This is a genomic window from Virgisporangium aurantiacum, assembly GCF_016863635.1.
GTDB classification, from domain to species: Bacteria; Actinomycetota; Actinomycetes; order Mycobacteriales; family Micromonosporaceae; genus Virgisporangium; species Virgisporangium aurantiacum.
In genome coordinates this window covers 32,273-57,216 of sequence record NZ_BOPG01000075.1, presented here as the reverse complement: position 1 = coordinate 57,216, position 24,944 = coordinate 32,273, and the positions used below count along the sequence as shown (strand labels likewise).

The 24,944-nt window shown below is 69.3% G+C and carries 29 protein-coding genes; 17 read left to right on the top strand and 12 right to left on the bottom strand.

The features are described 5' to 3' along the window. Nucleotides 1–47: 47 nt before the first annotated feature. The 8 genes from Vau01_RS48130 to Vau01_RS48095 all read right to left on the bottom strand — a co-directional run bounded on the left by Vau01_RS48130 (nt 48) and on the right by Vau01_RS48095 (nt 6,146). The gene (locus tag Vau01_RS48130) at nt 48–980 is read right to left on the bottom strand and encodes a serine/threonine dehydratase (protein ID WP_204007643.1); all 933 of its coding nucleotides are present in this window, start codon (nt 978–980) and stop codon (nt 48–50) included. A 245-nt stretch (nt 981–1,225) separates the two neighbouring features. Beyond that, nucleotides 1,226–2,101, bottom strand: a complete 876-nt coding sequence (locus tag Vau01_RS48125) for a S1 family peptidase (protein ID WP_239152504.1) — start codon at nt 2,099–2,101, stop codon at nt 1,226–1,228. 356 nt (nt 2,102–2,457) lie between these two features. Beyond that, nucleotides 2,458–3,375, bottom strand: coding sequence for an ABC transporter substrate-binding protein (locus Vau01_RS48120; RefSeq protein WP_204007562.1), 918 nt, complete (start codon nt 3,373–3,375; stop codon nt 2,458–2,460). A gap of 141 nt (nt 3,376–3,516) precedes the next feature. Next, the gene (locus tag Vau01_RS48115) at nt 3,517–4,383 is read right to left on the bottom strand and encodes a methyltransferase domain-containing protein (protein WP_204007559.1); all 867 of its coding nucleotides are present in this window, start codon (nt 4,381–4,383) and stop codon (nt 3,517–3,519) included. 139 nt (nt 4,384–4,522) lie between these two features. Then, nucleotides 4,523–4,735 carry a hypothetical protein gene (locus Vau01_RS48110; RefSeq protein ID WP_204007558.1) on the bottom strand — a complete coding sequence of 71 codons (213 nt, stop codon included), beginning with the start codon at nt 4,733–4,735 and terminating at the stop codon, nt 4,523–4,525. 751 nt (nt 4,736–5,486) lie between these two features. Next, nucleotides 5,487–5,750, bottom strand: a complete 264-nt coding sequence (locus tag Vau01_RS48105) for a hypothetical protein (RefSeq protein ID WP_204007556.1) — start codon at nt 5,748–5,750, stop codon at nt 5,487–5,489. Nucleotides 5,751–5,754: 4 nt separating this feature from the next. Further along, nucleotides 5,755–5,982 carry a hypothetical protein gene (locus Vau01_RS48100; RefSeq protein WP_204007554.1) on the bottom strand — a complete coding sequence of 76 codons (228 nt, stop codon included), beginning with the start codon at nt 5,980–5,982 and terminating at the stop codon, nt 5,755–5,757. Beyond that, a complete protein-coding gene (locus Vau01_RS48095) occupies nt 5,979–6,146 on the bottom strand; it encodes a hypothetical protein (protein ID WP_204007552.1) in 168 nt (55 codons plus the stop codon). The genes Vau01_RS48100 and Vau01_RS48095 overlap by 4 nt, the downstream gene beginning before the upstream one ends. A gap of 463 nt (nt 6,147–6,609) precedes the next feature. Between Vau01_RS48095 and Vau01_RS48090 the strand changes: the two genes are divergently transcribed. Beyond that, nucleotides 6,610–7,350, top strand: a complete 741-nt coding sequence (locus Vau01_RS48090; protein WP_204007551.1) for a GntR family transcriptional regulator — start codon at nt 6,610–6,612, stop codon at nt 7,348–7,350. A gap of 461 nt (nt 7,351–7,811) precedes the next feature. Here the strand turns inward: Vau01_RS48090 and Vau01_RS48085 are convergent, their stop codons facing one another. Together Vau01_RS48085 and Vau01_RS48080 are read right to left on the bottom strand one after the other, a co-directional pair. Next, nucleotides 7,812–9,020: a helix-turn-helix transcriptional regulator gene (locus tag Vau01_RS48085; protein WP_239152499.1), complete on the bottom strand. Its 1,209-nt coding sequence runs from the start codon at nt 9,018–9,020 to the stop codon at nt 7,812–7,814. Nucleotides 9,021–9,313: 293 nt separating this feature from the next. Continuing rightward, nucleotides 9,314–10,699, bottom strand: a complete 1,386-nt coding sequence (locus Vau01_RS48080) for a helix-turn-helix domain-containing protein (protein WP_204007549.1) — start codon at nt 10,697–10,699, stop codon at nt 9,314–9,316. Between the two features lie 182 nt (nt 10,700–10,881). Between Vau01_RS48080 and amcB the strand changes: the two genes are divergently transcribed. The 3 genes from amcB to Vau01_RS48065 all read left to right on the top strand — a co-directional run bounded on the left by amcB (nt 10,882) and on the right by Vau01_RS48065 (nt 12,922). Then, nucleotides 10,882–12,003 carry a cyclophane-forming radical SAM peptide maturase AmcB gene (gene amcB, locus Vau01_RS48075; RefSeq protein ID WP_204007546.1) on the top strand — a complete coding sequence of 374 codons (1,122 nt, stop codon included), beginning with the start codon at nt 10,882–10,884 and terminating at the stop codon, nt 12,001–12,003. 4 nt (nt 12,004–12,007) lie between these two features. Next, the gene (locus Vau01_RS48070; protein WP_204007544.1) at nt 12,008–12,160 is read left to right on the top strand and encodes a hypothetical protein; all 153 of its coding nucleotides are present in this window, start codon (nt 12,008–12,010) and stop codon (nt 12,158–12,160) included. Nucleotides 12,161–12,238: 78 nt separating this feature from the next. After that, nucleotides 12,239–12,922 carry a pentapeptide repeat-containing protein gene (locus Vau01_RS48065; protein WP_204007541.1) on the top strand — a complete coding sequence of 228 codons (684 nt, stop codon included), beginning with the start codon at nt 12,239–12,241 and terminating at the stop codon, nt 12,920–12,922. A 406-nt stretch (nt 12,923–13,328) separates the two neighbouring features. Here the strand turns inward: Vau01_RS48065 and Vau01_RS48060 are convergent, their stop codons facing one another. Then, on the bottom strand, nt 13,329–14,129 hold the full coding sequence (locus Vau01_RS48060) for an SAM-dependent methyltransferase (RefSeq protein WP_204007639.1): 801 nt from the start codon (nt 14,127–14,129) through the stop codon (nt 13,329–13,331). A gap of 533 nt (nt 14,130–14,662) precedes the next feature. After that, nucleotides 14,663–14,965 (bottom strand): hypothetical protein, encoded by a 303-nt coding sequence (locus tag Vau01_RS48055; RefSeq protein ID WP_204007539.1) that lies wholly within the window; start codon nt 14,963–14,965, stop codon nt 14,663–14,665. Between the two features lie 290 nt (nt 14,966–15,255). Between Vau01_RS48055 and Vau01_RS48050 the strand changes: the two genes are divergently transcribed. The 13 genes from Vau01_RS48050 to Vau01_RS47990 all read left to right on the top strand — a co-directional run bounded on the left by Vau01_RS48050 (nt 15,256) and on the right by Vau01_RS47990 (nt 24,911). Next, nucleotides 15,256–15,822: a hypothetical protein gene (locus Vau01_RS48050; protein WP_204007537.1), complete on the top strand. Its 567-nt coding sequence runs from the start codon at nt 15,256–15,258 to the stop codon at nt 15,820–15,822. Between the two features lie 41 nt (nt 15,823–15,863). Beyond that, complete coding sequence (locus Vau01_RS48045; RefSeq protein WP_204007535.1) at nt 15,864–16,745, top strand: hypothetical protein; 882 nt, start codon at nt 15,864–15,866, stop codon at nt 16,743–16,745. A 7-nt stretch (nt 16,746–16,752) separates the two neighbouring features. Continuing rightward, the gene (locus Vau01_RS48040; protein ID WP_239152497.1) at nt 16,753–17,412 is read left to right on the top strand and encodes an SAF domain-containing protein; all 660 of its coding nucleotides are present in this window, start codon (nt 16,753–16,755) and stop codon (nt 17,410–17,412) included. Nucleotides 17,413–17,418: 6 nt separating this feature from the next. After that, on the top strand, nt 17,419–18,219 hold the full coding sequence (locus Vau01_RS48035; protein ID WP_204007533.1) for a CpaE/TadZ family protein: 801 nt from the start codon (nt 17,419–17,421) through the stop codon (nt 18,217–18,219). Continuing rightward, nucleotides 18,216–19,535, top strand: a complete 1,320-nt coding sequence (locus Vau01_RS48030; protein WP_204007531.1) for a TadA family conjugal transfer-associated ATPase — start codon at nt 18,216–18,218, stop codon at nt 19,533–19,535. Before Vau01_RS48035 ends, Vau01_RS48030 begins: the two co-directional genes overlap by 4 nt. Nucleotides 19,536–19,542: 7 nt before the next feature. Further along, on the top strand, nt 19,543–20,433 hold the full coding sequence (locus tag Vau01_RS48025; protein WP_204007529.1) for a type II secretion system F family protein: 891 nt from the start codon (nt 19,543–19,545) through the stop codon (nt 20,431–20,433). Next, complete coding sequence (locus Vau01_RS48020; protein WP_204007527.1) at nt 20,430–21,287, top strand: type II secretion system F family protein; 858 nt, start codon at nt 20,430–20,432, stop codon at nt 21,285–21,287. Before Vau01_RS48025 ends, Vau01_RS48020 begins: the two co-directional genes overlap by 4 nt. Nucleotides 21,288–21,586: 299 nt before the next feature. Continuing rightward, nucleotides 21,587–21,805 carry a hypothetical protein gene (locus tag Vau01_RS48015; protein ID WP_204007525.1) on the top strand — a complete coding sequence of 73 codons (219 nt, stop codon included), beginning with the start codon at nt 21,587–21,589 and terminating at the stop codon, nt 21,803–21,805. Nucleotides 21,806–21,964: 159 nt separating this feature from the next. Further along, on the top strand, nt 21,965–23,089 hold the full coding sequence (locus tag Vau01_RS48010) for a DUF2637 domain-containing protein (RefSeq protein ID WP_373320422.1): 1,125 nt from the start codon (nt 21,965–21,967) through the stop codon (nt 23,087–23,089). After that, a complete protein-coding gene (locus Vau01_RS48005; protein ID WP_204007521.1) occupies nt 23,086–23,487 on the top strand; it encodes a TadE family protein in 402 nt (133 codons plus the stop codon). Before Vau01_RS48010 ends, Vau01_RS48005 begins: the two co-directional genes overlap by 4 nt. Before the next feature lie 100 nt (nt 23,488–23,587). Continuing rightward, nucleotides 23,588–24,070, top strand: a complete 483-nt coding sequence (locus Vau01_RS48000) for a TadE family protein (protein ID WP_239152495.1) — start codon at nt 23,588–23,590, stop codon at nt 24,068–24,070. Further along, nucleotides 24,067–24,381: a hypothetical protein gene (locus Vau01_RS47995; RefSeq protein ID WP_204007517.1), complete on the top strand. Its 315-nt coding sequence runs from the start codon at nt 24,067–24,069 to the stop codon at nt 24,379–24,381. The genes Vau01_RS48000 and Vau01_RS47995 overlap by 4 nt, the downstream gene beginning before the upstream one ends. Beyond that, a complete protein-coding gene (locus Vau01_RS47990) occupies nt 24,378–24,911 on the top strand; it encodes a pilus assembly protein TadG-related protein (RefSeq protein ID WP_204007515.1) in 534 nt (177 codons plus the stop codon). The genes Vau01_RS47995 and Vau01_RS47990 overlap by 4 nt, the downstream gene beginning before the upstream one ends. Nucleotides 24,912–24,944: the final 33 nt, after the last annotated feature.

Genomic DNA, 24,944 nt, shown 5'->3' with positions numbered 1-24,944 from the left:
CCGAGGCGAGCCGAGGTGTTGGCTGGGTCGGGTGCGGGGGCTGCATGTCACTGGCGCTCGACTAGGTCGATCGGGTCGGTGTTGGCTCCGCAGATGATGACGGCGATGTGTTCGTCTGGTGCGGGCTGGTAGGCGCCTGATGTCAGGGCTGCCAGGGCGGTGGCGCCGGCGGGTTCCACGGCGAGGTGGAGTTCGTCCCATAGGGCTTGGCGTGTCTGCATGATTGATTTGTCGTCGACGAGAACGGACTTCACCCCGGTGTCTGCGGCGGTTCGGAGGGTGAGGGCGCTGATCTGGCGGGCGCCGAGTGCATCGGCGGCGACGCCGCTGACCTCGACGTCGACGGGATGTCCGGCGGCCAGGGCTGTGGCCAGGGTTGGCGCGTTGGCGGGTTCGACGGCGACGACTTTGGTGGCGGTGCGGGCGTACCAGGTTGCGATGCCGCCGAGGAGGCCGCCGCCTCCGACTGCGACGAGGACAGTGGTGATGGTCCGTGTATGCTGGGCGAGTTCGACCGCGATGCTGCCCTGGCCGGCCTGTACGTCGGCGTCGTCGTAGGCGTGCACCATGAGCGCCCCGACTGCGTCGGCGCGGGCTCGGCTGGCGGCGAGGGCGTCGGCGTACTGCTGTCCGACCTGGGTGACCCGTACTCCGTATCCGTGGAGGCGTCGAAGTTTCACCGCAGACGCGGTTTCGGGGACGAAGATCTCGGCCGGCACGTCCATGTTGACGGCGGCGTAGGCCACGGCCAGGCCGTGGTTCCCGCCCGAGGCCGCGACCACGCCGGCCGGTGGTATCGGGTGGGACAGCATCCGGTTGAACGCGCCTCGTGGCTTGAACGATCCGGTGTGCTGTAGATGTTCGAGCTTGAGGTCGACGGCATGCCCGAACGTTGACCGTGCCACCGAGATGACCGGGGTGACGCGTACCCATCCTCGTAGCCGTCCGGCCGCCATCTGAATGGCCTGCCTGGTGATCATCACGGTAGGTCTCCTGGTTGTGGGGGTCTTGGCGCCTGTGGGCTATGTGGTGATGGCCAGCGGGAATCGCTTGATGTGTTGGGTGCGGGGCAGACCGGGTCGGTGGTGGCGGCCCTTCCCTTCGCTGCGACGTCCGGATGTCGAGGCCGGGCGCAACCCCCGCTGCAGGGGGAGCCAAGGACCGCCGGTCCTGGGGTCGGTCCGGCCACCCCCGTTGCGCGGTGGCCGGACCGGATTCCTGTGCGTTATGTGGTGATGAGCGGCTTGAACCGGTCCGCGCGCGTGCTATCGGTTGCCGCGTACGGGGTCGGTGGGCAGGTGCACGGCTGGATCTTCGACGTCAGCATCGTCTTGGCCATCCAGAGGACGAATGGCGGGTAGGTGGGGTCGGTGTAGACGCGAGGACCGACGCACTGCGCCCCAGCCGTGGTTCCTCGGCTGGTGATGCCGACCGTCGCCCATCGGTGGTCGCCGTGTACCGGTCGCAGGAGCGGGCCACCGGAGTCGCCGAAGCAGCTTGCCGGGCTGACGCAGATCTCACCGGCGCTCATGAATCCGCCGTCGCAGGCGCTGGCGGCCAGCCGCGTGGCGTCCCGCTCTTGCAGCATGGTCGGGATCGCCTCCGCCGGAGGAATGCCGGGCGGCGGCGGGAACTGGGTCAGTCCCCAGCCGATCGGTCGAACGGCAGCCGTCTCGGGGACCTGCCGGGCCCCGAGAGGCATCAGCGGCACGTACGCCGGGCGGGTCAGCTTGACCAGCGCCAGGTCGGACACCGGCCGGCCGGTGGGCATGCCCCAGTTCCAGTCCGGAGGTAGGAAGACCTGCTGGCCGGTGACGACCGTGCCACCTTGGGTCCGGTCGTTCGACCCGACGCGGGCGGTCACGGTGGAGCCGGGTACGGCGACGGGCATCGGTGCTGCTGCGTCTTCGGACACGCAGTGAGCTGCCGTCAGCAACCATCGCGGGCTGATCAGGGACGCGCCGCACCAGGCGGTCCGGCCGTCGGCCATTGCGACGGTCAGCGACGCCATGCCGGGGTAGGTCTGGGTGGCGTCGTGTCCGCCGACGATCGCGGTGGCCGGCGGACTTCCGGCGACGAACGCCGCGAGAAACGTGACCACCAAGGTCATCGATCGTGTGAGGGGTTTCATTCGGACCTTTCTCGTGTGCTGTGAGCGGCCCGGTGCCGGCTGGCACCGGGTGATGGGGCGATCCCTCGCATCGCGGCGCCTCCTGCTGGTGCAGGCGCTACCCACCGGGGACTGTGGGTTGAAGCGAGGGATCGCCGGTCTGGGGGCCGGCCCGCCCCGGATGTGGGGAGGGCGGGCCGGCCGGGATGGAGCGCGCTGGACGGCCATCGCAGCGGGCTCCTGGTCCTATCTGGGTTGGGGTGTGAGGCCAGCCAGGGCTGCGGCGAGGTAGCCGTCGATCTCGCCGGGTGTGCGTCCGGTCGCGGTGGCCGGACCTCCTCTGTCTGTCATCGGTGTGGCTGCAGGTCGAAGGCCACGATGTTCTCCGGGGCGACGCCGGAGGGGACGAGCCCCAGGCCCTGGATGAGGGCGATGCACGCTCGCACCCGCACCGGGTCGAGGTAGCCGATCGCGTCGCTGCCGCGGACGTACGGGATCATCTCCTTCACCTCGGCGGCGGCGATCTCCGGCGTGTAGGCCGGAACGTGTTTGGCCATGATCTCGCCGGCCTGGGCCGGGTCGGCGATCGTGTCGACGAGGCCGCGCATCGTGGCGTCGCGGAATCCGCGCACCAGGTCGGGGTTGGTCATCGCGGTCTCGGTCAGACAGCCGATCGCGTTGCCGACCACATCGCGGAGCAGGTCGGAGTACGGGAGCATTGTGACCGTCTCTCCAGGGCGCAGCTTCCCCGCCGCCCGGGCGGCCGCCTCGATCGCGGGACGCCCGATCACGATCTCGGTCGAGGCGTCGAGTTGCCCGGCCATGAGCGCTGGCCGGATGCCCGTCGGGGCCATCTCGACCCAGGCAATGTCGCTGTCCTTCATTCCGGCGGCGCTGGCATAGGCCGGGAAGATGCTGCGGTTGACCCCGCCGACCGTGAAGCCGATCTTCTTGCCCTTGAGGTCCTGGGGTGCGTGGATGTTGGCCGTGGGCAGCGCGACGATGCATGACACCCCGCGCTGGTAGATCGTGGCGAAGATCCGGAAGTCCACGGCAGGCTTGCGTTGGCTTTCGATGATGCCGCCGGCGACGTCGATACAGGCGATCTGCGCCTTGCCGGACTTGAGGGTGGCGAGGTTGCGCTGGGTTCCGGCGCCGGCCTGGATGTCGACGTCGAGTCCGGCGTCGTGGAAGTAGCCCTGCTCTTTGGCCACGTACAGGAAGGCGTCCTGGCCGGTGATGTTGAAGCCGGTCAGATATGCCACCTTTTCGATCTTTCCGCTGGTCGGGCGGCGGGGTTTGTTGTTACTGCAGCCGATCAGTGTGGCGGCTGCCCCGCCGGCGGCTGCGGTGAGGAGTCCTCGGCGCGCGAGGAGCGGAGCGACGCTCTTCGGGGACAGCATGGGTCACCCCTCTGCGATCGGTCGCCGGCCGATGAACGACCAGGTCTGGTTGCCCATCACCGTTACCGCTGGGTCGACCAGGTGGGTCCGCAACTTCTGCAGATCGTCGAGGGTCATGCCCTGCGCGATGAGCTGGTCCTCGATCTGCTCGGACATCGCGATCGGCAGGCGGCAGCCAGCCTTCCCACCGACCCACGACTTCGCACCGGTCTGGACTTCCGCCTCCAGGCCGGCCTCGACCATCAGCCGGTACGCGCGCAGGATCCAGGTTCCGTCGTTGCCGTAGTCCGTGAAGTAGTTCCTCAGCGCCTGCTGGTAGGCGGAGTACAGCACCTCGGTCTGATCGGTCGGTGCCCGTAGCACCATGCCGGCCCCGACGCCGCCCCATTCCTCGATCACCAGGTGGCCACCGGGCGCGAGGGCCGCGGCCAGCTCGGCGATGAGTTCGTTGCGGTTGCCGAGGTGGGCCATGACGCATCGCAGATGGATGAGGTCCCAGGGGCCGCCCTTGATGGCGGTGACGGGGTGGATGCGCAGGTCATGCTTTTCCACCCGGACGCCGGGGTGTGTGGGTTGGACGTGAATCGGCTTGAGGTCGGTCGCCACGACCAGGCCGCGCGGACCGGTGGGAAGGGGGGCAAGCACGTCGTCGTCGGTGGCTGCCGTGACCGGCTCGTGGATGACGATGTCGGCGAGTTTGCGGGCGATGGTTCCCGTGCCTGCGCCCAATTCCAGGACGCGGGAGCCTGGCCGGACCAGCGGCTGCAGGATCCGCATGGTGTGCGGGTCGAGGACTTGCGCCAGCCAGGCGAGCGAGGTGGAGGCGCCCTGCTGGTCGTTGTCGAGCGCGTACGTCGTGCTCAGTGTCATGTCACTCCGTTCGAAGGGTGGGTAAGGCGCCGGCCCGCCCCCGAGAGGTCGAGACGGGCCGGCTGGGCAGCCTTCGGGCAGGGCAACTGCCGGGTGGGCGGGTGCTCGAAGGGCTGCCGGTCCATGAGGGTGAGAGCCGTTAGATGCCGCCGCCGCTCAGCCAGTGCAGGTCCGGATCGTCGTCGAAGGCATCGGCGAGTCGGCAGCCCAGGAGCTTGCATACGGTGTCGCACTGGTCTGCCGGTGCGCCGGCGTCGAGGGCGGTGGTCGGGCCTTGCGGCGCACCGTCCCGGATAGGCGGGTCTTCCTCTCGGCCGGCGTCGTTGCGCAGTCGATCTACGGCTGGTGTCATTTCGCTCCGTTCAGAAGGGTGGCGGGGGCAGGGTGAAGCGGCCGACGGCAGCGTGCCGCCGGCTGTTGGGTGGATCAGGGCGTGAAGGGGCGGCCGGTGTCCCTCGATGCCGGCCACCCCGGCTCACGCTGCGGTCAGGCGACCAGGTCGCCGAACTCAGCTTTACTGACGATCATTGGCTGCTCGCTCCTTTCTCTCCGGCGCGCTGTGCGCTGGCACTCGGGAGGGTGGCTTCCTCTTGGCAGTGCGCTTGTTCCGTTCCGCCTGTTCGTGCAGTAGCCGGTCGTAGATGTTTCTCCGGGGTTCTCTGGCCCCACCACTCCGGAAAGTTCTGGGCCCACCGTCGGTAATGAGTGCACACGCGTCGATGGCAGTTCCAGCTCCAGTTGGCCCCACCGATCCCAAGGGCTGGAACGGCGGTACTTCGGCCAGCCGAGCTGGACGAGCTCCGCGGCCAGGCCTGCGGCCTCGGGACGTTGCGCTCCCACCCGCGACACCTCGGCGCAGTGTTTCGGTGGCAAGCCGGTCGAAGACCGTTGCGGCAGCACTTCGGCGCCGAGCCGCATGGAGGGTGGGTCCACGACGACGCCGCCAGACATCAACATCCTTGTGGGGCCACAGGTTTCTGGAATCGAGGTTGTGGGCCCAGGAATCGATGGAGAAGCGGGGCCCGACCGAGTCGGCGAGAACACGTAGACGTCCGACCAGGTGCTCTGGGCGGTGAGCGGGCCGGGCCACGGCGGGAGATCGGTCACAGGTTCCCGATCTGCTGAGCGATTCGAACCAACACCTCGTTCGGCAGGTCGATGTCCCATTGCGGGCGGTCCGGCACGAGGAAGGCCAGCCGGGTTTTGCCTGCGATGTCGTCGTCTCGGTCGACCGGTTCACGGTCCACCTCGACGATCCAGTCGCCCCCGGCGGCATCGACGAGCACGGTGCGGATGTAGCGGAACTGAGTTGCCACCTCGTCCGACGCGTCGGTCAGGAGCCGCTCGCCGCCCGGTCCGGTCGTCATCACGTCACCCGTCCGACAAAGCGTGAAAGATTGTCGGTATCGGCAGGCCGCAGCGCCCACAGCGGTAGCCGTCCCGGATACCGCGGTCGTCGAACGTCGGTTGACGATCGCGGCTGGGGTGCGGGCAGGTCCACCGCCGGGCTACGGCCATGCACGCGATCACGCTGAACGCGGCGACCGTGAGCACGACGAACGCGTACGGCTGGAACCAGGCCTGCTCGGTGCCGGTCATCGGACGTACCCCGCTCGGCCGACCATCACCGTGGTGGCCTGCGCCCTGGGCGTGCGCTTCCACGGCAAACCGCAGCGCCGGCAGCGCGTGCCCAGTGGCTGGTGCTCGATCAAGATGTTGACGGCGTCGACGTAGGTCATGGCCGCGTCGTGGTAGGTCCTCACGCGCGTCCCTCCTGTGCTCGGTGTGGCTGCCCGGTGGCTGCGCCGCTTTTGGCAAACACCACCGGGGCCGGTCTCGGGAGAGCGGGCGACGGCCGGAGGCTCCGGGGCTACGTCGCCCGCTCTCGTCTTCGGGAGAGCGGCGGCAACCAACGCGGTCAGCGCGGAAGGAACGCCGGTTGCCGCCGCTCTCGTTACGCGTCGGCGAGTGGGCTGGCCTCGATGCCGGGTGTGGTGGGTCCGGCCTCGCGCCCGTTCACTGACGCATGTCCACGCGCTGTTGCGCGTGGGTGCCGCAGGAACGCCGCTGCGCGCTGGCCTGCATGGTTCACGCGGGAGTAGCCGTCACATGCTTTACGCAGGCTGGCCATCGGGGATCTCCTAACCATCGGTGCCCCCCATCTCACACGCTGCGTTCTGAACACTGAAGGTGTGTTCATCCGGAACACTCAGTATTCTGAACACCGTGGCTCAGTCGGCTTACCAAGACATTGCGAACGCCATCCGGGCGGACATCGCAGCGCGCCGCCTCGTTGAGGGCGACCGCCTCCCCACGGTTCGAGATCTTGCGCAGATCCACGGCGCGCCCGTCGGCACGGTTGCCCGCGCTCTCGACCTTCTGCGCGCCGACGGCATCGTCGTCTCACGCCATGGAAAGGGCTTGTTCGTGCGGATGTTCAGCCGGATCCGCCGCTCATCACCGGGTCGCCTCTCGAAAGAGCAGTGGGGGACCGGGAAAGCGATTCAGGATCATGACACGAACGGCCGGCTCCGTGTCGTTCACGTCGTCGTCGGTGAGGTTCCGGCGCCTCAATCCGTTGCCGACGCGTTGGGCGTGCCCGCCGATGCGGCCGTCCTCGCGCGATCACGCAAGTTCGCCGTCGAAGAACGGACCGTGCAAGCCGCAACGAGCTACATCCCGCTTGAGGTGGTCGCAAAAGCGCCCTCGGTTTCCTACACCGGCCCAGGCAAGGGCGGCATCTATGCCCGGATGGCCGAGGCCGGAATCGGACCGGTGAAGTTCACCGAGTCGGTCATCTGCCGCATGCCTACCCCCGCCGAGGCCGCCGACCTCAACTTGCCGGGCGGAACTCCGATCGTTGCAATCACCCGCTACGCCTACACCGACGCAGGGCAATGCGTTGAAGTCAACGAGATGCTCTTGGACGCGAGCGCCTACGCCCTTGAGTACCACTTCACGGCGTGACGCGACGACACGGCCCTCAACGATGACAACGGGGACCAGGCTAAGCATGCGCGGATAGGCCAACTCAGTGGCGACGGCCGCGTCCGTCGCAATCGATAGAATCCCGTGCATCGCTCCCTCACCTCGCTGCCTAATGGCGGCCCAGCGGTCGCGCCAGTTCGCAGCGACCGCCGGGGCCTAATCCGGGGAAAGCAGCAGCCGGGGTCCGCCGGCGGGGCAGTGCTCGGCCGCTGCCGCTCTCGTTCTTGGGGTGATCGGGCGGCGCTCGCGATCGCCGTCGTCCGGTCTCCCCTGCGAGATCGACTCAACCCAATAGGCGTACGTCGATCAAGCGTGACCGAATGTGGTGCTGCCGGTCACAGCACTGACCGTAGGCATACAAAGGCGTGTCACCGCCCCGCAGTGGGGCAGTGACACGCGCTGTGGTACCACGCCGTGGGGTACCTACCCGAGGCGTACGACTATGCGACGCCGATACGCTCGGCGAACGGCCGCAGTTCAGGTCTCGTCGTTGGCGTCTCTCGCCGCAGTAGTTCCCGGGTCAATCCCTTGACGGTCAGATTGATCTTGGATTCCTCTGCACACTCGCGATCTCCACGCAGCAGCATGTGCAACGCAGCCAGATCCTCGCGACGGTTCGCATACCCGCGGGCGAGGTGGAGGTAGTGCGCGTAGCGACGCTCGACGCTTGGCGACTGGGATACGTCGACGTGTTCGGCTACCCGCAGCGCCTCGTGCGGCCGGGACAGTTCGAGGGCGACCGCGCTCCGGTGGATTCCGACGTTCGTCGGGCCGAAGTAGACCCGGTGGTATGTCGTCTCACCGACGGCCACCGCTGCCCGATCGGCGACCGCGAGCGCGTTCATGGCGGCAGGCTCACTACGGAGCCGGGCTTCCTGTACAGCCAGAAGGAGATGCAGCACGCCGACCAGGGCGATCCGCTCCGGGTCCTGGTCGTCGATGCCCTCCAGGTCGCGGACAGCGTCGCGACACAACGCGGCGGCCTCCTCGGTATGGCCACTCGCAGACAGGACAGTAGCGGTGTGCCAGGCCGCAGCAGCGCGGTAGCAAGGATCGTCGGCATTGTCCGCGGCCGTTGATGCTCGATCAGCGGCAACCATTGCGACATCAAGCGCGCCGATTCGCTTTCCGTACGCCCGGATCAACGACCATAGGTGCATCGCAAGCCGCTGCCCGCGTCGCCGGTCTTCGGCGTCATCGAGGGAAATGAGCGCGGCGCGGGTATCTGTGATCAGGTCGGGCAGCATCGGCCCGGTCCGGGTGTAGCGGCTGCCGGAGCCGTGCCAAGTTCCCCAGGCGAAGTCGAGCGATCGGCCGAGCAGGTCGAGGTCGACTGGTTCGTCGAGCCGCTGCGGGTAGGCGTGCATCGCCGAGCGAATCGGCGGGATCGTTTCGTGCTCCGAGGGTTCGTCTGGAAGCTCGCCAAGGGGCAGACCGGTGAGCCGGAAAAGATCTTTTACTCGGACGATCCGGGCGATCTCGATCCAGTCGCCAAGCGAGTTGACCGACCGTTCGCCGGACTCCCACTTGCGCCAGGCACTGACGGTGCAGCCCTTGAGTTGGGCTGCTTGTTCCTGCGTGAGACCGGCACGCATGCGGAAGAGCTTGATCCGTTCGGCCGGTGTCATCTCAGGATCGATCTGCTGCATGTCACACCCCAGGGACAGCTGGGGGCAGGAGGCTGAGGCCTGTCTGCCGAGCGCCTCCCGCCGGAGCTTCAAGAGTAGCCCGTTGATAAGTTCGCCCTGTTCGCGTACCCATCGACCGGATTCGCGACACGCTTCCAGCCCGCGCGACGCTCGGGCTGTACACCTAGCGCGTTCCCTAGGCCCAATATCCGATTTGGCAGATGGCGGGAAAGATCGTTTGACCTTCGAAACGACTACCGTCGATCACCTGTGGGTCTGAAGCCCTCACAAGATGACATCCGAATGGTACGAGGTCAACGCGCGGCGCCGACCCGCGTTGCGAGTTCGCGCAGGCCGGGCGGTGCCGGCGTGGGCCCGTACAGGAGGCTGGAGATCAGGTCCCGCACCGACGGGCGGCGCAGCTCTTGAGGTGCGTGCCGTTCCGCGGCCCGTAGGGCCTGGTGGGCGCGGTCGGGGCGACTGTGGCGTTCCCAGGCGCGGGCGGTGTCGATACAGAATCGGGCGTGCCGCTCAGGGGTGGGGAGAACCCCTGGCTGGACGCTGCTGGCGTGGCGGAGTGCGGTGGCGGAGTCGCCGAGCGCGGTGAATATGGCGATCTTGTAGATGTTGACGTTGGTGGGGCTGAACGCCACGCCGGCGCTGAGGTGTGGCGTGGTGAGCCGCTCGGCAGCCTCGGCGGCTTCGTCGATGAGTTCGACCGCCTGGGCGTGGTTTCCGCGTTGGGCGCTGCTGTAGGCGGCGGTGCACAGCAGTGAGCCGTAGGCGGCAAGGGCACCGTCGGGCGGTCGGTGGCGAAGGTCAAGACCGTGTGCGGCGCGGGTGAGTAGGTCGATGGCGGCGTCTTGGTGGCCGGCTCGGCGCATGGCGATGGCCACTGTGCGGGTGCTGCTGGCGATGCTGTCGGCCCGACCGCTGACCTGGGCGACCGTCATTGCCCGGTCGGCGAGGACCCAGCCAAGGGCGTCGTCGTTGAGCTTGATGCACAGCTCGGACGCGAGCTGGTAGGCGCCGGCGAGGACGGTGGCGGCGTTGTCGCGCTGCGTCCCGGTCGCAGTGTTCTGGCTCGCCGTGGTGACGGCGATGAGCTGGGGCAGGCGCACGGCGAGGTCGTTGTACCGGCATTTCGTGAATGCTGTTTGGGCGGCGGTCAGCGCACGCGTCAGTTCCACCGTCGGCGCGGGTTGGGCATCGACGCTGGCGGCGGTGAGCAGGGCGTCGAGCGTGACCTCTGCGTTGGCGCTTGATGCCCCGGCCGCTGGCCATGGCCAGGTGGAGACTGCTGCGGTGGCTGTGAGGCCGGTGAGCAGGTCCCGTCGTCGCACCGGGTCATCTCCTTCGACGGCTGGTATCTGCTCGACCTTAACCGCCAGGTCCGGTCGGGGCGGGTGCACCACGCGCAATGGCGGTGTCTTCGGTTTGGGGGCAGGTGCCAGGCCGAGGTACTGGGGTGGGATGGCCAGCGCGGTGGCGATCCGGCGACGTACGTCGATGTCGTGGACCGGGGGCTGGCCGCGTTCGATGCGCGAGATGGTGGAGGCGGAGTAGCCGCAGAGCCGGCCGAGGGCGGTCTGGTTGAGATCGGCGGCCCGGCGGGCGAGCCGGATCACGGTGCCGGGATCGTCGCGGGCGACAGCGGCGTGGATCGCGGCCGAGGTCCACAGCAGGTCGGCGGCGTCCATGTGATCCCCTTCCGCCGCAGCACACGACGGTGACTGTGTGAAGTGTGCCCACCGCGAAGAGCAATTGTCGAGGTCTGCACATCGGCTGCCGTCATTGGCACAACGGCTTCACGCGCTGCTGGACCTGCGCGTTCATGGGAGCCAGCACCTGCCGCCAGTCCCCTTGGAGTGAGTGAGTCCCCATGCGTCCCTTGCCCGATCGGTCGGCCGCCGCGACCGTCGCCCGCACCTTCCACACACTGATCGTGCAGCCGACGACCCTGTGCAACCTGGACTGCGCGTACTGCTACCTGCCGGACCGCACCCGCCAGCGGCTCATGTCCGTCCCGGTCGCGGCAGCCTGCGCGGCATCGGTCGCCGTGCAGGACAGCGACCATCCCGTGGACGTCGTCTGGCATGGTGGCGAGCCGACCGCCACGCCCTTGGAGCACTTCCGGGCGCTGCTGGCGCCGTTCGAGCCACTGCGGGCAGCGGGTCGGGTCCGCCACGGCATCCAGACCAACGCCACCCTGCTCAACGAGCGATGGTGCGAACTGCTATCCGCGTTTCAGTTCCAGGTCGGAGTCAGCGTCGACGGCCCGCCGTGGGCGAACCGGCACCGAGTCGACCGGGCCGGCCACGACACCCACGCCCGGACCATCCGCGGTGTGCGCCAGCTCCGGCAGGCCGGGATCCCGTTCACCGCGATCTGCGTCGTCACGCCCGACACGATCGACCGGGTCGACGATCTCGTCGCGTTCTTCACCATGCTCGGCTGCACTTCGGTGGGGTTCAACATCGAGGAACAGGAAGGCAGCCAACGCGCTGTCGTCGACGAGCAAGCGGCGTACCGGTTCTGGCAGCGGCTGGTCCAGCTCCGGACGGCCGGTAACGCGTTGTCGGTCCGCGACCTGGACCGCCTCGTCGGCTACCTGCACGCCACCCGGACCGATCCGCGACCACTCGCGGCACCGTTCGACCCGATCCCGACGGTCGGGTTCAACGGTCAAACCGTGCTGCTGTCCCCGGAGCTGTTAGGCATCACTGCCGCGGACTACCAGGACTTCATCGCCGGGAACGTGTTGACCGCCTCCCTGCCGCAGATGATCGCCGACGCCGACCGGCTGCGCTACGTCCGCGAGTTCACCACCGCGCTGCACGCCTGCGCTTCGAACTGCGGCTTCTTCGACTTCTGCCGCGGCGCCCAAGCCGGCAACCGGTACTTCGAACACGGCACCTTCACCGTGGCCGAGACCCACTACTGCCGCACGACCCGCCAAGCCCTGGTCCGGGCGGCAGCCGCCGAACTCACCGAAGGGAGGTGATCACATGAACCCGCTGTCCACGCTCACCAGCGCACCGGCCACGACGTTGACCCGCCTCGCGGCCACGTCCACCACGCCCGGCGCGCCCACACCGCAGCATGTCGCGGCGGCCGGATGGGACAACCGGCCATCCTGGGACAACTGGTCCCGCCGGTAGCCACACACCGCACGCCCCGGTGGTGGATCGAGACATCGGTCCACCACCGGCCGCAGCCGGTCACTACGGTGAGAACCGATGGACACCCAAACGGTCGGCGACCTGAAGATCCTCACCCCGGATCTCGACCCCCGCGACCTTGACCACACCGCGGACCCGCCCGCCGACGAGCTAATGGAGTCGCTCGTCGACGGCGCCGACTGGGCCGGCCTCCAACTCGACACACCCCGCCTCCGGCTGAGCCACCTCATCCGGGTGAACCTGGCCGGCGCTACCTGGCAGCGCCCGACCGTGTACGGCTGCCGATTCGAACTTGTCGACCTTTCCGGGGCACGCTTGGAGGGGGCGACACTCGAACGGTGCGAGTTCATCGGCTGTCGCCTCACCGGCCTTCAACTCAGCGACACCACATTGAAGAACGTCATCTTTGACAACTGCCGGCTCGACTACGCCAGCCTGACCCAGGTCCGCAGCACCGGCCCGACAGCCCTCCTGGAAAGCAACCTCGATCACGCCACGATCACCCGCTGCCAGCTCGGCCAGTTGGTGATCAGCCGGTGCCGGTTCGACGAGGTGGAACTCCACGACTGCGACCTACGAGGCGCCGACCTGCGGGGAACCGACCTGTCAACCGTCACCGGCATCTCGAACCTTCGGGGAACCGTCGTCACGGCCAGCCAGATCGACGAACTGGCGGCCACCCTCACCCGAGAGCTGACGTTGACCGTACGAGCCTTGGGCGACGATCGCGGCCAGCCCTGATGCCACTGGCCGCCCGGCTGAGGCAGGCGGCCGGCGAACCCCGGACTGGCAGCCCGCGGGGGTCATAGGCATCTTTGGCCATCGCTAACATGCGTTGGATCAACTGGCTCGCCGACACACGCTGCCGCCTGCTCAACGTTTGCCGGCCTCGATCGACACGTCGAGGACCTCGACGCGACTGACGGCACAACGGTGCTGGACATCAAGCCATAGTTGTCGAGTTGGGCCCTCGAAGCGAGGTACGGCAAGCATCTTGGTCGCGCGAGATGCTTGGTCGCACCACGCGACGCAGCCAGGCGAAAGCTGGCAGTCAGCGTTGCCAGAGCGGCAATGGATGCTACTGACGGCTACTGCGAAGTGGCTCTCCGACGATCAATATGTCGACGCTGACCACCCAACGGGCGCATCAACGCTTACGCGCTACACCGCAGAAGGCGTCTACTTCCTGAGGTGTGGCGTCGTGGTCTGGACGCCATCGGCTGCAGGAGACGACGCCGGGCTCGATGAGATCGACGGCGTGGAAGTAGGCACGGATCTGCTTTGGAGATCGGGCGATGTAGGGGAATCCGGTCTCGATCGAGATGCGGGTCGCTTCGTTGCGGGCCTCGGGGTTGATGACGTTCGTGCCGTCGTTGATGACGAGGTAGCTGCCAGGGGACACCGCTTCGACCAGGCGGTCGACGACCGATCGTGCCTCGTCGTAGTCGGTGACGTTGCCCAGTATGCCGAGCATCATGACGGCGATCGGCTGTGACAGGTCGAGGGTGCGGGTGGCACCGGCGAGGATGGTGGTGACGTCGCGGACGTCGGCTTGCAGGTAGTCGGTGGTGCCGGCAGCGTGACTGTTGAGCAGGGCTCGGGCGTGGGCGAGGACGAGCGGGTCGTGGTCGACGTACACGATTCGGCACTCGGGCGAAATGCGTTGCGCGACTTCGTGCGTGTTGTCGGCGGTGGGTAGGCCGGTGCCGATGTCGAGAAACTGGCGAATGCCGATGTCGCCAGCGAGGAACTGCACTGCACGGCCGAGGAATCTGCGTGACTCTCGTGCGATGGGGACGATGTCGGGGAACGCCTCTTTGACCTGGTCGCCGACTTCACGATCGATGGCGAAGTTGTCTTTGCCGCCGAGCCAGTAGTTCCAGACCCGGGCGCTGTGCGGTACCTCGGTGTTGAGCGGCGAGTCCGAGTCGGCCGGGTTGTCGGTCATCCGCGTGCTCTCCTCGGGCGGTTCCGGCCAAGACAGTCGTGGGCGCAGCGGCGGGCCGTTGGCGTCGAGGTCGCTGATGCGGCGCAGGCGAGCGACAGTGGTTAGCGCGGCCTGCGTTGCCCGATATACGACGTGGTTCGCACCGCTCTTGTCCTTGACGATCATGCCGTCGGTCTGCAGCCGAGTCAGGACTTCGGACAAGACGCCGTCGGCGATGTGCTCCCCGCTTCCGTCACGGACTTCCTGGGTCAGTTCCTTGCGCCGGCGAGGACGATCGGCCAGTAGGACCAGAATGATCGGATCCCAGCGATGTCGGAAGATGTCGATGAGTTCACGCAGATCGTCAAGGCTCAGCGGACTCACCACCCCCGGCAGCTCATCGCGCGCCTCCGCCGTGCTCGACGATCGGATCTGACGCTACGAAACGACACTCAAACGAGGAGTATGCATTGTTGTCAAGGCTGTTTGCGCAAACGTGCGCCTATCCGCCCAATGATGCGTTTGTTCAGATGGAGCAACGACAGCGGGTTCGACTACTGTTCGTGGCCGGCCCGAGCCGCTGGCGGGACTTGCTGCGCAAGTTCGTTGAGCAGGACGAGGAGTTCCTCCCCCCGCGGTGTCAACGCGGCAGGTCCGCTGTCATCGGAGCCGACGGGACCTAACACGCCCATCGCGGTCAACCGTTCCACGGCAGCGTCGAAGGCGGCTCGATCGGCCTCGTCGGTCAGAGCGTCGGAAGGTGTACCGCCGGCCTCGACCGCGGCCAGCACTTCGAGGAGGAGTGGCTGAGAGAGCAGGTCGGCGGCCCGGCGGAGCTGCTCCTCAATCGCTGCCATGACGCTCCTTCACCGTTGACCCACGCCGGGCTCGTCGCCCGCCCGGAAGCTCGTGCGGCGGTTCGATGGACGCTGCGCCGACGTTCAAGTCTGCCGCTGGCCACAGTGTGCGACGACCGCTGCCGGCGGGCAAGAGGCAGCCGACGCTGACCCTCGACTGACCCAGATCGAACCGCACCGCACCTGCGCATCTTTGCTACGCATGAAAGGTGCGCATCGATGATGCGCACGTTGCGATAGGTGTGGGGTGCGGGTTTACCGTCGTCGAGTTGCCTGGGGAGGAACGTCACATGGCAAAGATCTCTTGTCTGCTGACCTATCTGGCACTGACCGTGATCTTCGTTGCGGCGTGCGGCGATGATTCGTCAAAGGCGCCTGGGGCCGGCCCGAGTCCGACGATCTCGTTGCGGGTGCCCTCGTCGACGCCGGCCGACTCGGATGCCGCCAGCGTGCGGGACGCGGTCGCGGCGTACCGCGGCATGTGGGACGCCTACGTGCGGGTACTCGCTTCCCCCGATCCTGACAGCCCCGAGCTCGCGCGATACGCGACGGGGAATGCGCTGAAGACCCTCACGGGTGGGGTGCGCGACGTGCGGGACCAGGGGTTGAAGGGCGAGGGTGAGTTCACGCTCGCGCCGCGCGTGACGGAGGTTGCGCCGACAACGTCTCCGACCAAGGTCGGCATTCGCGATTGCCTTGACGACAGCAAAGCGCGGATCGTCCGCGCCTCGCCTGGGCCCGCCTACAGCGATAAGCCGGGCGGGCAACGCCTGTGCCTCGCCACAGTGGAGCGGCAGGGCGACGGCGCGTGGAAGGTCACCAGCTTCGGACTCCACGAGGTGGGCTCATGCACTTGACTAGCCGAGCACTTGCCCTCATTGGCGGGACCCTGATCGCTTTGACGGCTCTCACAGGCGTCGCCCACGCCGCGCCCGGCGACTTCGTCAACTGCGAACAGAATCCGACCGCGCCGGAGTGTGTGGTTGATCCGTCGGTACCGCGTTCTCCAGGTAACGGCGGTGGCGGTGGTGGCGGCGGGAGTGCGGAGTGCCGCGACTGGCAGGGCCGTGTTGTTCCTTGCTACATCCCGGGAAAGGGGTGGTTCGGCGGGGACGGCTGTTGGTACCAGCCGGCGACGGGCACGGAGCTTGCCGCGGCCGAGGCGTTGGGTGGTCCGGCGGTGCCGCCCGAGCGGTGGTACGTCGGCTCGTGCGGTGACCCGTTGAGGAATGACTGGCCGCCGGGGTTCGTCAGGTTCCGGTTGTTCGCCGGGCAGGGTCCGAGCATTGACCTGTTGGCGGACCAGGCGGTCAACCGGTTGCGGCTGCCCGCTCCGGTCATCCGGCTGAACCCCGTGGTCAAGCTGGGTTCGGACGATCGGCCGGCGCAGGTGGTGTACGTGCCGACATGGTTGTGGGTGGACTCCGGTTCGTGGGGTACGCGGTCGGCGTCGGCGTCGGCCGGCGGGTTGACGGTGACGGCCACGGCGAAGCCGACCAGTGTCTCCTGGTCGATGGGTGACGGCCGGACGGTGACCTGCAACGGCCAGGGAACCGCGTGGACGCCGGGCACTGATCCGTCCAAGGCGTCGCCGACCTGCGGGCACACGTACACCACCCCGGCCGCACCGGGCGGGGCGTACACGGTGCGGGCCACGGTGACGTGGCAGATCAGCTGGTCGGGCGGCGGCGAGTCGGGCACACGGCCGGACCTGACCACGACGGCGGAGCTGATCCTGCGGGTGGTCGAGGCTGGCGCATTGAACACGGCAACGGGGTGAGTGAGCGATGACGTCACTGCAGACGGGACCGGCCCGCCAGTCCGACGCCGCCCGGCGGGACGCGCCGACGGTGAGTGTGCGCCGGCGGCGCAGCACCCCGCACATCGTGCTGGGTGCGCTGCTGGTGCTGGCGTGCGCGGTGGCGTTCGCGATCACGGCACTACGCGTCGATCCGCGGACCGCGGTGTTGACGCTGGCCCGCGCGGTACCGGCCGGGCACACGCTGTCGGCCGCGGACCTGACCGTGGTGCGGATCGTGCCGGACGCTGCCCTGGCCGTGGTCGCCGAGACCCAGCAGTCGTCGGTGATCGGCCGCACGCTGCGGCTGCCGGTGGCGGCCAACACGCTGCTGTCGGAGTCGATGCTCGGACCGGCGGCGTGGCCTCCGTCCGGGCAGTCGCTGGTGGCGGTTTCGGTGAAGCCGGGCCGTGCCCCGGACGGCCTGGCGGCCGGCGCCCGCGTCCTAGTGCTGGTGGTGCCGACCCAGTCCGGCACCGGTTCGTCGCCGGGCGCGAACCCGGTGCAGGTTTCAGCGACGGTGGTGTCGGTGACCGCCGCCGACGGCACGGGCGCGAGCGTGGTATCGCTGCTGATGACCTCCCCCGATGCGGTGCGGGTGGCCGGCGCCCCGGGCGAGGTGGCGCTGATCGTCCAGGGTGAGGGGTGATCGGCAATGCTGGTCACGATCGGGGCGGCCAAGGGGTTCGGGGTCACCACCCTGGCGGTGGCGCTGGCCGCCCGGTGGCCGAAGGCCAACGCCGTGCTCGTCGAAGCCGACCCGGCCGGTGCTGATCTGGCGTTCCGGTTCGGCCACCACCGCGAGCCGGGCCTGGCCGAGCTGGCCGCCGACGCCCGCCGCGGCGCCACCGGCGTCGACCTGACCGCCTACGCGCAGCGGCTGCCGCTGGGCGTCGAGGTGGTGTTCGGGTCGGCGGCCCCGGCGACGCCGCAGGCGGTGTCCGCGGTGGCTGCCCTGGTTGACGGTGGCGGGCTGGACGTACTGCGAGCAGCGGCCCGGGAGCGGCTGGTCGTGGTGGATGTGGGCCGGCTGGATTGGCACTCCCCGGCGTTGCCGATCGCCGCCATCTCCGACCTGTTGCTGGTGGTGACCCGGGCCGGGTTGGACGGCGTCGACGCGGTCCAGGTCCGCCGGGACGCCCTGCTGGCACTGCCGGGCCGACGCGCGTCGGTACGGCTGGTGCTGACCGGGCGGCCGTTCGTCCCACCGGAGGAGATCGCCCACGTGGTCGGGCTGCCGGTGGCCGCGCTGGTGCCGGACGACCGCCGCGCCGCTGCGGTGTTGGCCGGGCAGGCCAGCGCCCGGTGGGGCTTGAACCGGCTGGAGCTGCTGCGGGCGGCGCGAGCCCTCGCGTTGTCGTTGCAGGCGGAGTTCCGCGACGTCGAGCAGGTGAACTGGATCGCCGAACTCCACGCGGTCCCGCCGGTCATCGGTCAGGTGGTGGGACGGCGATGACCGAACTGCATGGGCCGGGCAACGGCCGCGCCGGCCGCCCAGACGACGAAACCGCAGCGGTGCAGACACTGCGGCCGGTGCTGGCCGACCAGATCACCGCGGCGGCCACGGCCGGGCACCTGCTGCCAGCCAGCCGGGCCGCGACAGTCGAGCAGCTGATCACGGTGGCGTTGGACAACTACGCCCGCCAAGCCCTGCGCGAGTCGCGGGCGCCGCTGGACGCCGACACCGAAGCCCGGGTACGGCAGGCGCTGCGAGACGAGTTCGTCGGCCTGGGCGGGTTGCAGCCGCTGCTGGACGACCCGGACATCGAGACCATCAACATCAACGGCCACAATTCGGTGTTCGTGATCCGCCGCGACGGCAGCCGCCACCAGGTCGCCCCGGTCGCCGCCTCCGATGAGGACCTGATCGCGTTGCTGCGGGCCCTCGCCGCGCGGGGCGCCCACGAGCGGCGCTTCGACCGGGGCCAACCCGAACTGTCGATGCAGCTCCCGGATGGGGAACGGCTGTTCGCGTTGCAGGACGTCACCGACCGGGTGTCGGTGTCGATCCGGCTGCACCCGCTCAAGCGGGTCAGCCTCGCCGACTTGGTCGACAAGCGGGAAATGACCACCTGCATGGCGCACCTGTTCACCGCGATGGTCCGCGCCCGCCGCAACATCGTCGTCTGCGGCGGCCCGGCCGCAGGCAAGACCACCCTGCTGCGCGCCCTCGCCCACGCGATCCCCCGCCACGAGCGGATCATCACCATCGAGGACGCCTACGAGCTGAACCTGTCCCGCGAAGACCACCCAGACCTGGTCCGCTCCCAAACCCGCGAGCCCAACATCGAGGACGCCGGCGGCTACGACATGAACCGGCTGATCCGCGCCAGCCTGCGGATGACCCCGAACCGGGTCATCGTCGGCGAGGTCCGCGGCGCCGAGGTGGTGCCGATGGCCAAGGCCATGAGCATCGGCATCGACGGGTCGATGGCCACCGTGCACGCCTCCGACTCACGCCAGGCGCTGCTCAAGCTGGTCACCTACGCCATGGAACCACCGGCGCTGTACCCGCGGGACGCCGCCATGGCCCTGATCGCCGACGCCGTCCACGTGGTGATCCACCTCGGGATGACCCCCGACGGCACCCGGGTCGTGTCCAGCATCCGCGAGGTGATCGACAGCGACGGCGAACACATCGTGTCCAACGAGGTGTACCGGCCCGGCCCCGACCGGCGGGCGATACCAGCCACCCAGGTCCGCGGCGAAACCCTCGACCGGCTCATCGCGGCCGGGTTCGACCCGGCGCTGCTCGATACGGACAGGTGGTGACCGAGCCATGTTGTTGGCGGTGTTGTACGGCGCCGGCGTCGGGCTCGGCCTGCTCATTCTCGCCGGCGGGCTTCGACGCCGGCCCCGGCCCGACAACGCACCCGGCACGGCGATCGCGCGGCTGGCCGGCGGGAGCGGGCCGGTACACCTGGCCGCGGTCCTCGTCGCCGCCGCCGTGGTCGCACTGGTCACCGGGTGGCTGGTCGGCGGCGTCCTGGCCGGCCTGGCGGTATGGGCGCTCCCGAGCATGTTGATGGGCGCCGAACGCGCCCGCGCTGCCCGGCTACGCCGCCTGGAAGCGGTCGCCACCTGGACCGAATCGCTGCGCGACACGCTGTCCGCGGCGGCCGGGCTGGAACAGACCATCATGGCCACCGCGGCGACCATCCCGGCCGCGATCCGGCCTCAGGTGGTCGGCCTGGCCGAGTCGCTGCGCCGCGGGGTGCGGCTACCCGACGCGCTGCGCGCGTTCGCCACCGACCTGGCCGACCCAGTCGCCGACACCGTCGTCGCCGCGCTGCTCCTCGCGTCCACGCAGGGCGCCGGCAAGCTCGCCGAACCCCTCGGGCTGCTCGCCGCCGCCACCCGCGAAGACGTCGCCGCGCAGCGGCGGGTCGAACGCAGCCGCGCCAAAGCCGCCACCGACGCCCGCATGATCATCGGAACTACCCTCGCCATGGCGATCGGGCTGGTCGTGTTCAACCGCGGCTTCCTCGCCCCCTACGACAGCACCACCGGGCAGATCATGCTCGCGTTCGTCGGGCTGCTGTTCGCGATCGGGTTCCGCTGGCTGCACCGGCTGTCCCGCCAGGCCGAACCCGACCGGGTCCTGGCGCTGGACGCCGCACCAGACACCAGCCCGGACACAAGCCCGACCACGGTGGCGGTGACGCGATGATCGGCGAACTGGTCACCGGCGCCGGCGCCGGCCTCGGTCTGGCCCTGGCCGTGTACGGGCTGCGGCCACCACGGCCGGCCCTGGCGCACGTGTTGGAGTTGCTGCGCCGCCCACCCTCGCCCCCGCCGGCCGGCCGGCAACGGCTCTACCACCTGCTGGCCGCACCGGCCCGGCGGCTCGGCCTGCCCCGGACCCGGGTCCGGGAAGACCTCGCGGTACTGGACAAGGACCCCGCCCAACACCTGGCCGAACAGTCCGCCGCCGTGCTGTTCGGTGCCTTGATCATCCCGGTTGCCGCGGCAGCGGCGGGATTCTCCGGGCAGGTGCCGCTGTGGCTGGCGATCCTCGGCGGCGCGATTGGGTTCCGGCGGGCGGACGCGAGCCTGCACGCCCAGGCCGAACGGCGGCGGTCGCAGCTGCGGCACACCCTCGCCCTGATGCTGAACCTGCTGTCGATCAGCCTGGCCCGCGGCGCCGGCGTCGAACAGGCCGTCGACGAAGCGTCCGACATCTGCACCGGCTGGGCCGCTGACCGGCTGCGGCAGACCCTCGCCACAGCGCGGGTGCTGCGCCAACCACCGTGGCAGGCGTTGGGGCAGCTCGGCGAGGACACCGCGGTCAGCGAGCTGGCCGAGCTGGCCGCCGCGATGTCGCTGGCCGGTACAGAAGGCGCCCGCGTGCGGGCGTCGTTGACCGCCCGCGCCGCGGCGATGCGGGCCGCCGCGACCAGCGAGATGGAAACCGAGGCGGAGAAAGCCAGCTCGCGCATGTCGGCGCCGCTACTCGTCCTCGGCTTCGCCTACCTGATCTTTCTGCTGTACCCGCCAATCGTCGGCATCACCCAGAGCCTCTAGAACACCACCAACTGCAGCAGCACTGTCACACCAGAGGAGATCCACCTTGTACCCGTACCGCGTCGAACGAGGCCCCGCGCGCCGCACCCCGGCGAACCGGAGCTTCTCGCCATGACTGAAGACCGCGTCCTGTGGATCATGACCTGGCTACTCATCGCCGGCACGGCTGTCACGGTCATCGTCCTGAAGCTCACCTGACCGCCGCCGATCCGCACCAGCCATCAGCACGACCGGCGGCGAGGCGACGAACGTCCACCACGCCACGCAACCAAACCGCTGCATACGGGGAGGAGCCATCAATGCTCAACCGCATACTGCTTGGCCTGTACATCCGCACCGCCCTCGTTGTCGCCGACCAGGCGCGGCGGTTGCGGCGACAGCCGGACGCCGGCATGGAAACCGCCGACAAGATCCTCTGGGCCGCGGCGATCACCATCGTCGTCGGCGTGGTCGGCGGGATCTTCCGCACCAAGCTACGGGACTTCGCAAACGGGCTGTCGATCACCCTGGGCTGGTGACCGCCCAGCCGGTGAAGAACCCCCGAAACCGTTGTTGCTGCGCGCGCAGCAGCACCAGTAGTAGCCGTAGTTGGGTCGCCAGAGATACCGGTCGGACACGTGTAGCTGTAGGCGATCTGGCGGTAGTGACAGATCATCTGATGCGGAATGGATGATGCCGTGAGTGACGTGCGTCAGCTGAAGCGACTTCGGTGGGGTGTTCGTGCCGTGCTGAGCCTTGGCGTCGGCGCGTCGGTGTGCGCGAACGTGTTGCACGCCCAGCCGCATCTGATCAGTCAGGCGATTGCGGCGTGGCCGCCGGTCGCGTTGCTGCTCACCGTCGAACTCATTTCCCGGGTGCCGGTCCACCGTCGGTGGCTTGCGGTGGTGCGGCGGCTGGCCACCGCGGCGATCGCCGGGATCGCTGCCTGGGTATCGTATTGGCACATGGCGGGTGTCGCCGCCCGCTACGGCGAGACCGGCGCATCGGCGTACCTGCTGCCACTGTCGGTTGACGGGTTGATTCTGGTCGGCAGCGTCTGCTTGATGGAACTCGGCGGCCGTCTGGCCACGGCGTCACCGGCCGCGGCTACCACGGGCGCATCGGGCGGTTCATCTGACCGCCACGCCGACCCTGTCACGGTGCCGACCGGTCACCCAAACGGCCGGCGGCCGGTGGCTGCGGTGTGGCTGCCCCAGTCGTCGGCGGACGGCAAGTCCGATCCCGGGCGCGACGCGACGTTGACGGCCGGGCCGGTTGCCGCCGATGCGTCGGTGCGGCGGGCTAGCGACGCCGAGCCCGTGCCGACCGCAGACTCTGGTGCAGGAGCTGTCACCGGCGTCGGCCGCCGCATCCCGCACCCGGCTGTGGCCGTACCCGACCACGACGGCGCCGCGGACACGTCGACGCACCGTGACATGTCGACACCAGCCCCGGTCTCCGCATCGGCCCAGGTCGCCACGTCGACGGTTGCCGTCGCCGCGCCGACACAGCCAGTGGTCCTCGACGTGACCGGTCATTACGAGCCGGTCAGCGACGAAGACGCCGCCATGTACGAGTTGTGGCGCCGCGGCGTGGCCGCCGGCCAGGAGCCGTCCGGTGCGGACCTGGCCCGCGCCGCCGGGCGGGCCAACGACGCCAGCGGCGTCGGCCGCAAGGCCGCCCGCCGTTACCGCGAGGCCCACGCCGAAGCCCGCGCCACCTCTGCCCAGCGCACCCACCCGCAGTCGACCGCCGCGCCGCACAACGGCGCGCCCGCACCGTGGCTCCATAACGGTCACCGACCCCACGGAGATACCGCATGATCACCCTGCTTCGACGACCCAGGCGCCGCTCCGACCGGGGCTCCACGTCGGTGGAGATGGTCGGCTACACCGCGGTCATGCTGGCCGCGCTGCTGATCGGCGTGCAGGCCGCCGCCTGGGGGCTGGGCGACCTGGCCTGCCGCTACGCCGCCAACCACGCCCTGCAGACAACCCGGGTACAGGGCGGCACCGCCGCCGCCGGGCAGGCCGACGCCGCCACCGTCCTGGCTGACATCCACGGCAACCTGGTCGTCGGGCCCGAGTTCGCCGCCACCCGCAACGCCACCACCGCCACCGTCACCGTCAAAGGCACAGCGGTGCAGGTGATTCCGTTCCTGACCCTGCCGGTCGGCGCCACTGTCTCGGGACCGGTCGAGGTCCTCATCCCGATCTCGTGAAATCCGATCTGATGCCTTGAAGGAGGTGACCGGGATGCACGTCCGGGTCCGACCCGTTCGGCGGCACCGCCGCCATCACGGTCGACAGGATGCCGGGTCGGTGTCGGTGGAGATGGCCGTGCTCGTGCTGCCCCTCGCCGCGCTGATGGCCATGTTCGCGATCTTCTGTACGCGGGTGGCCGGGGTACGGCTGGACCTGAACGCCACCGCGTCGGCCGCCGCCCGCGCGGCGTCGCTGGCCCGCACCCCGCAGGCCGCGCAGACCGCCGCGGCCAAGGCCGCGCGGGCGAACCTGGCCGGGCACGGCCGCACCTGCAACCCCCTGGCCGTGTCCGTGGACACCAGCACGTTCGTGCGCGGCGGCCGGGTCGCGGTCACGGTGACGTGCACGATGAGCACCGCCGGCCTCAGCGGCCTCGCGTTGCCGGGCACCCTGACCGGGTCGGCCACCGCCCACGCCGTCATCGACACCTACCGCGACGTTGCCCTCGGGTTCACAAATCCTGACGGACCGTCCGCCGCGAACCGACGTGCCGAAGGGCTTCCGCCACCGGCTCGCATCGTGAACGGAGCCGACGCATGACCTCGCCTGTGCCCGAGCCGGACGTCCCGCCGATCGCTGACACCGACCGTAACGCCGATGCTGACGCTGACGCCCGGTTCGCGACGTATCTGGCCGATGTCGCCGCCCATGTCGATGACCCCGAGTGCGGTGAGGACTGCCGGGCGATCCTCGACGAGGACCCGCAGACGCAGCGCGCCCTGTTCGATCTCGCCGAGGCGATGGCGGCGGGAGGCGCGACCACGGCCCCCCTGTCGATGCTCGTCACAGCGGTCGCCGCGGCGGTACTCGTCGTCGCCGTCGGCGTGTGCATGCTCCGGTGGGTCACATGAGCCGCCACCACGACCGGCACCGGCCGGCAGGCCGCGTCCTGCGGCAGCCGATCGCAGCGGCCGGGTGGCGGCGGATCGCGGTGGCCCGGCGGTGGTGGCCCGAGCGGCGGTGCGCGGCCGGGCTTCGTGCCAGGTTGCGCGAGGACCGGGGTTCTGGCACCGCATGGGCGATCGGTGTGGTGATCGTCGTCGCCCTGTTGTCCGGGGCGGTCCTCGATGGCGGCAACGCGATGGCCGCCCGGGTGGCGGCCCTGGACGTCGCGCAGCAGGCCGCCCGGGCCGGGGCCAACCAGCTCGACCTGGCCGCGCTACGCAACGAAGGTGTGGTCCGGCTCAACCCGGCCGCGGCGCAGGCGACGGCCGAGCAGTTCCTACGCACCGCCGGGGTGACCGGCACAGCCACCGCGACACCTACGCAGGTGTCGGTGACGGTGACCCACGCGCAGCCGACATTGCTGCTCGACGCGATCGGAGTGTCGTCGATCTCGATGACGGCGACGGCGACCGCGGTGCCCGCGACCACGGCATGACCACAACCGGACAGACAACCAGCGGCGGAAGGG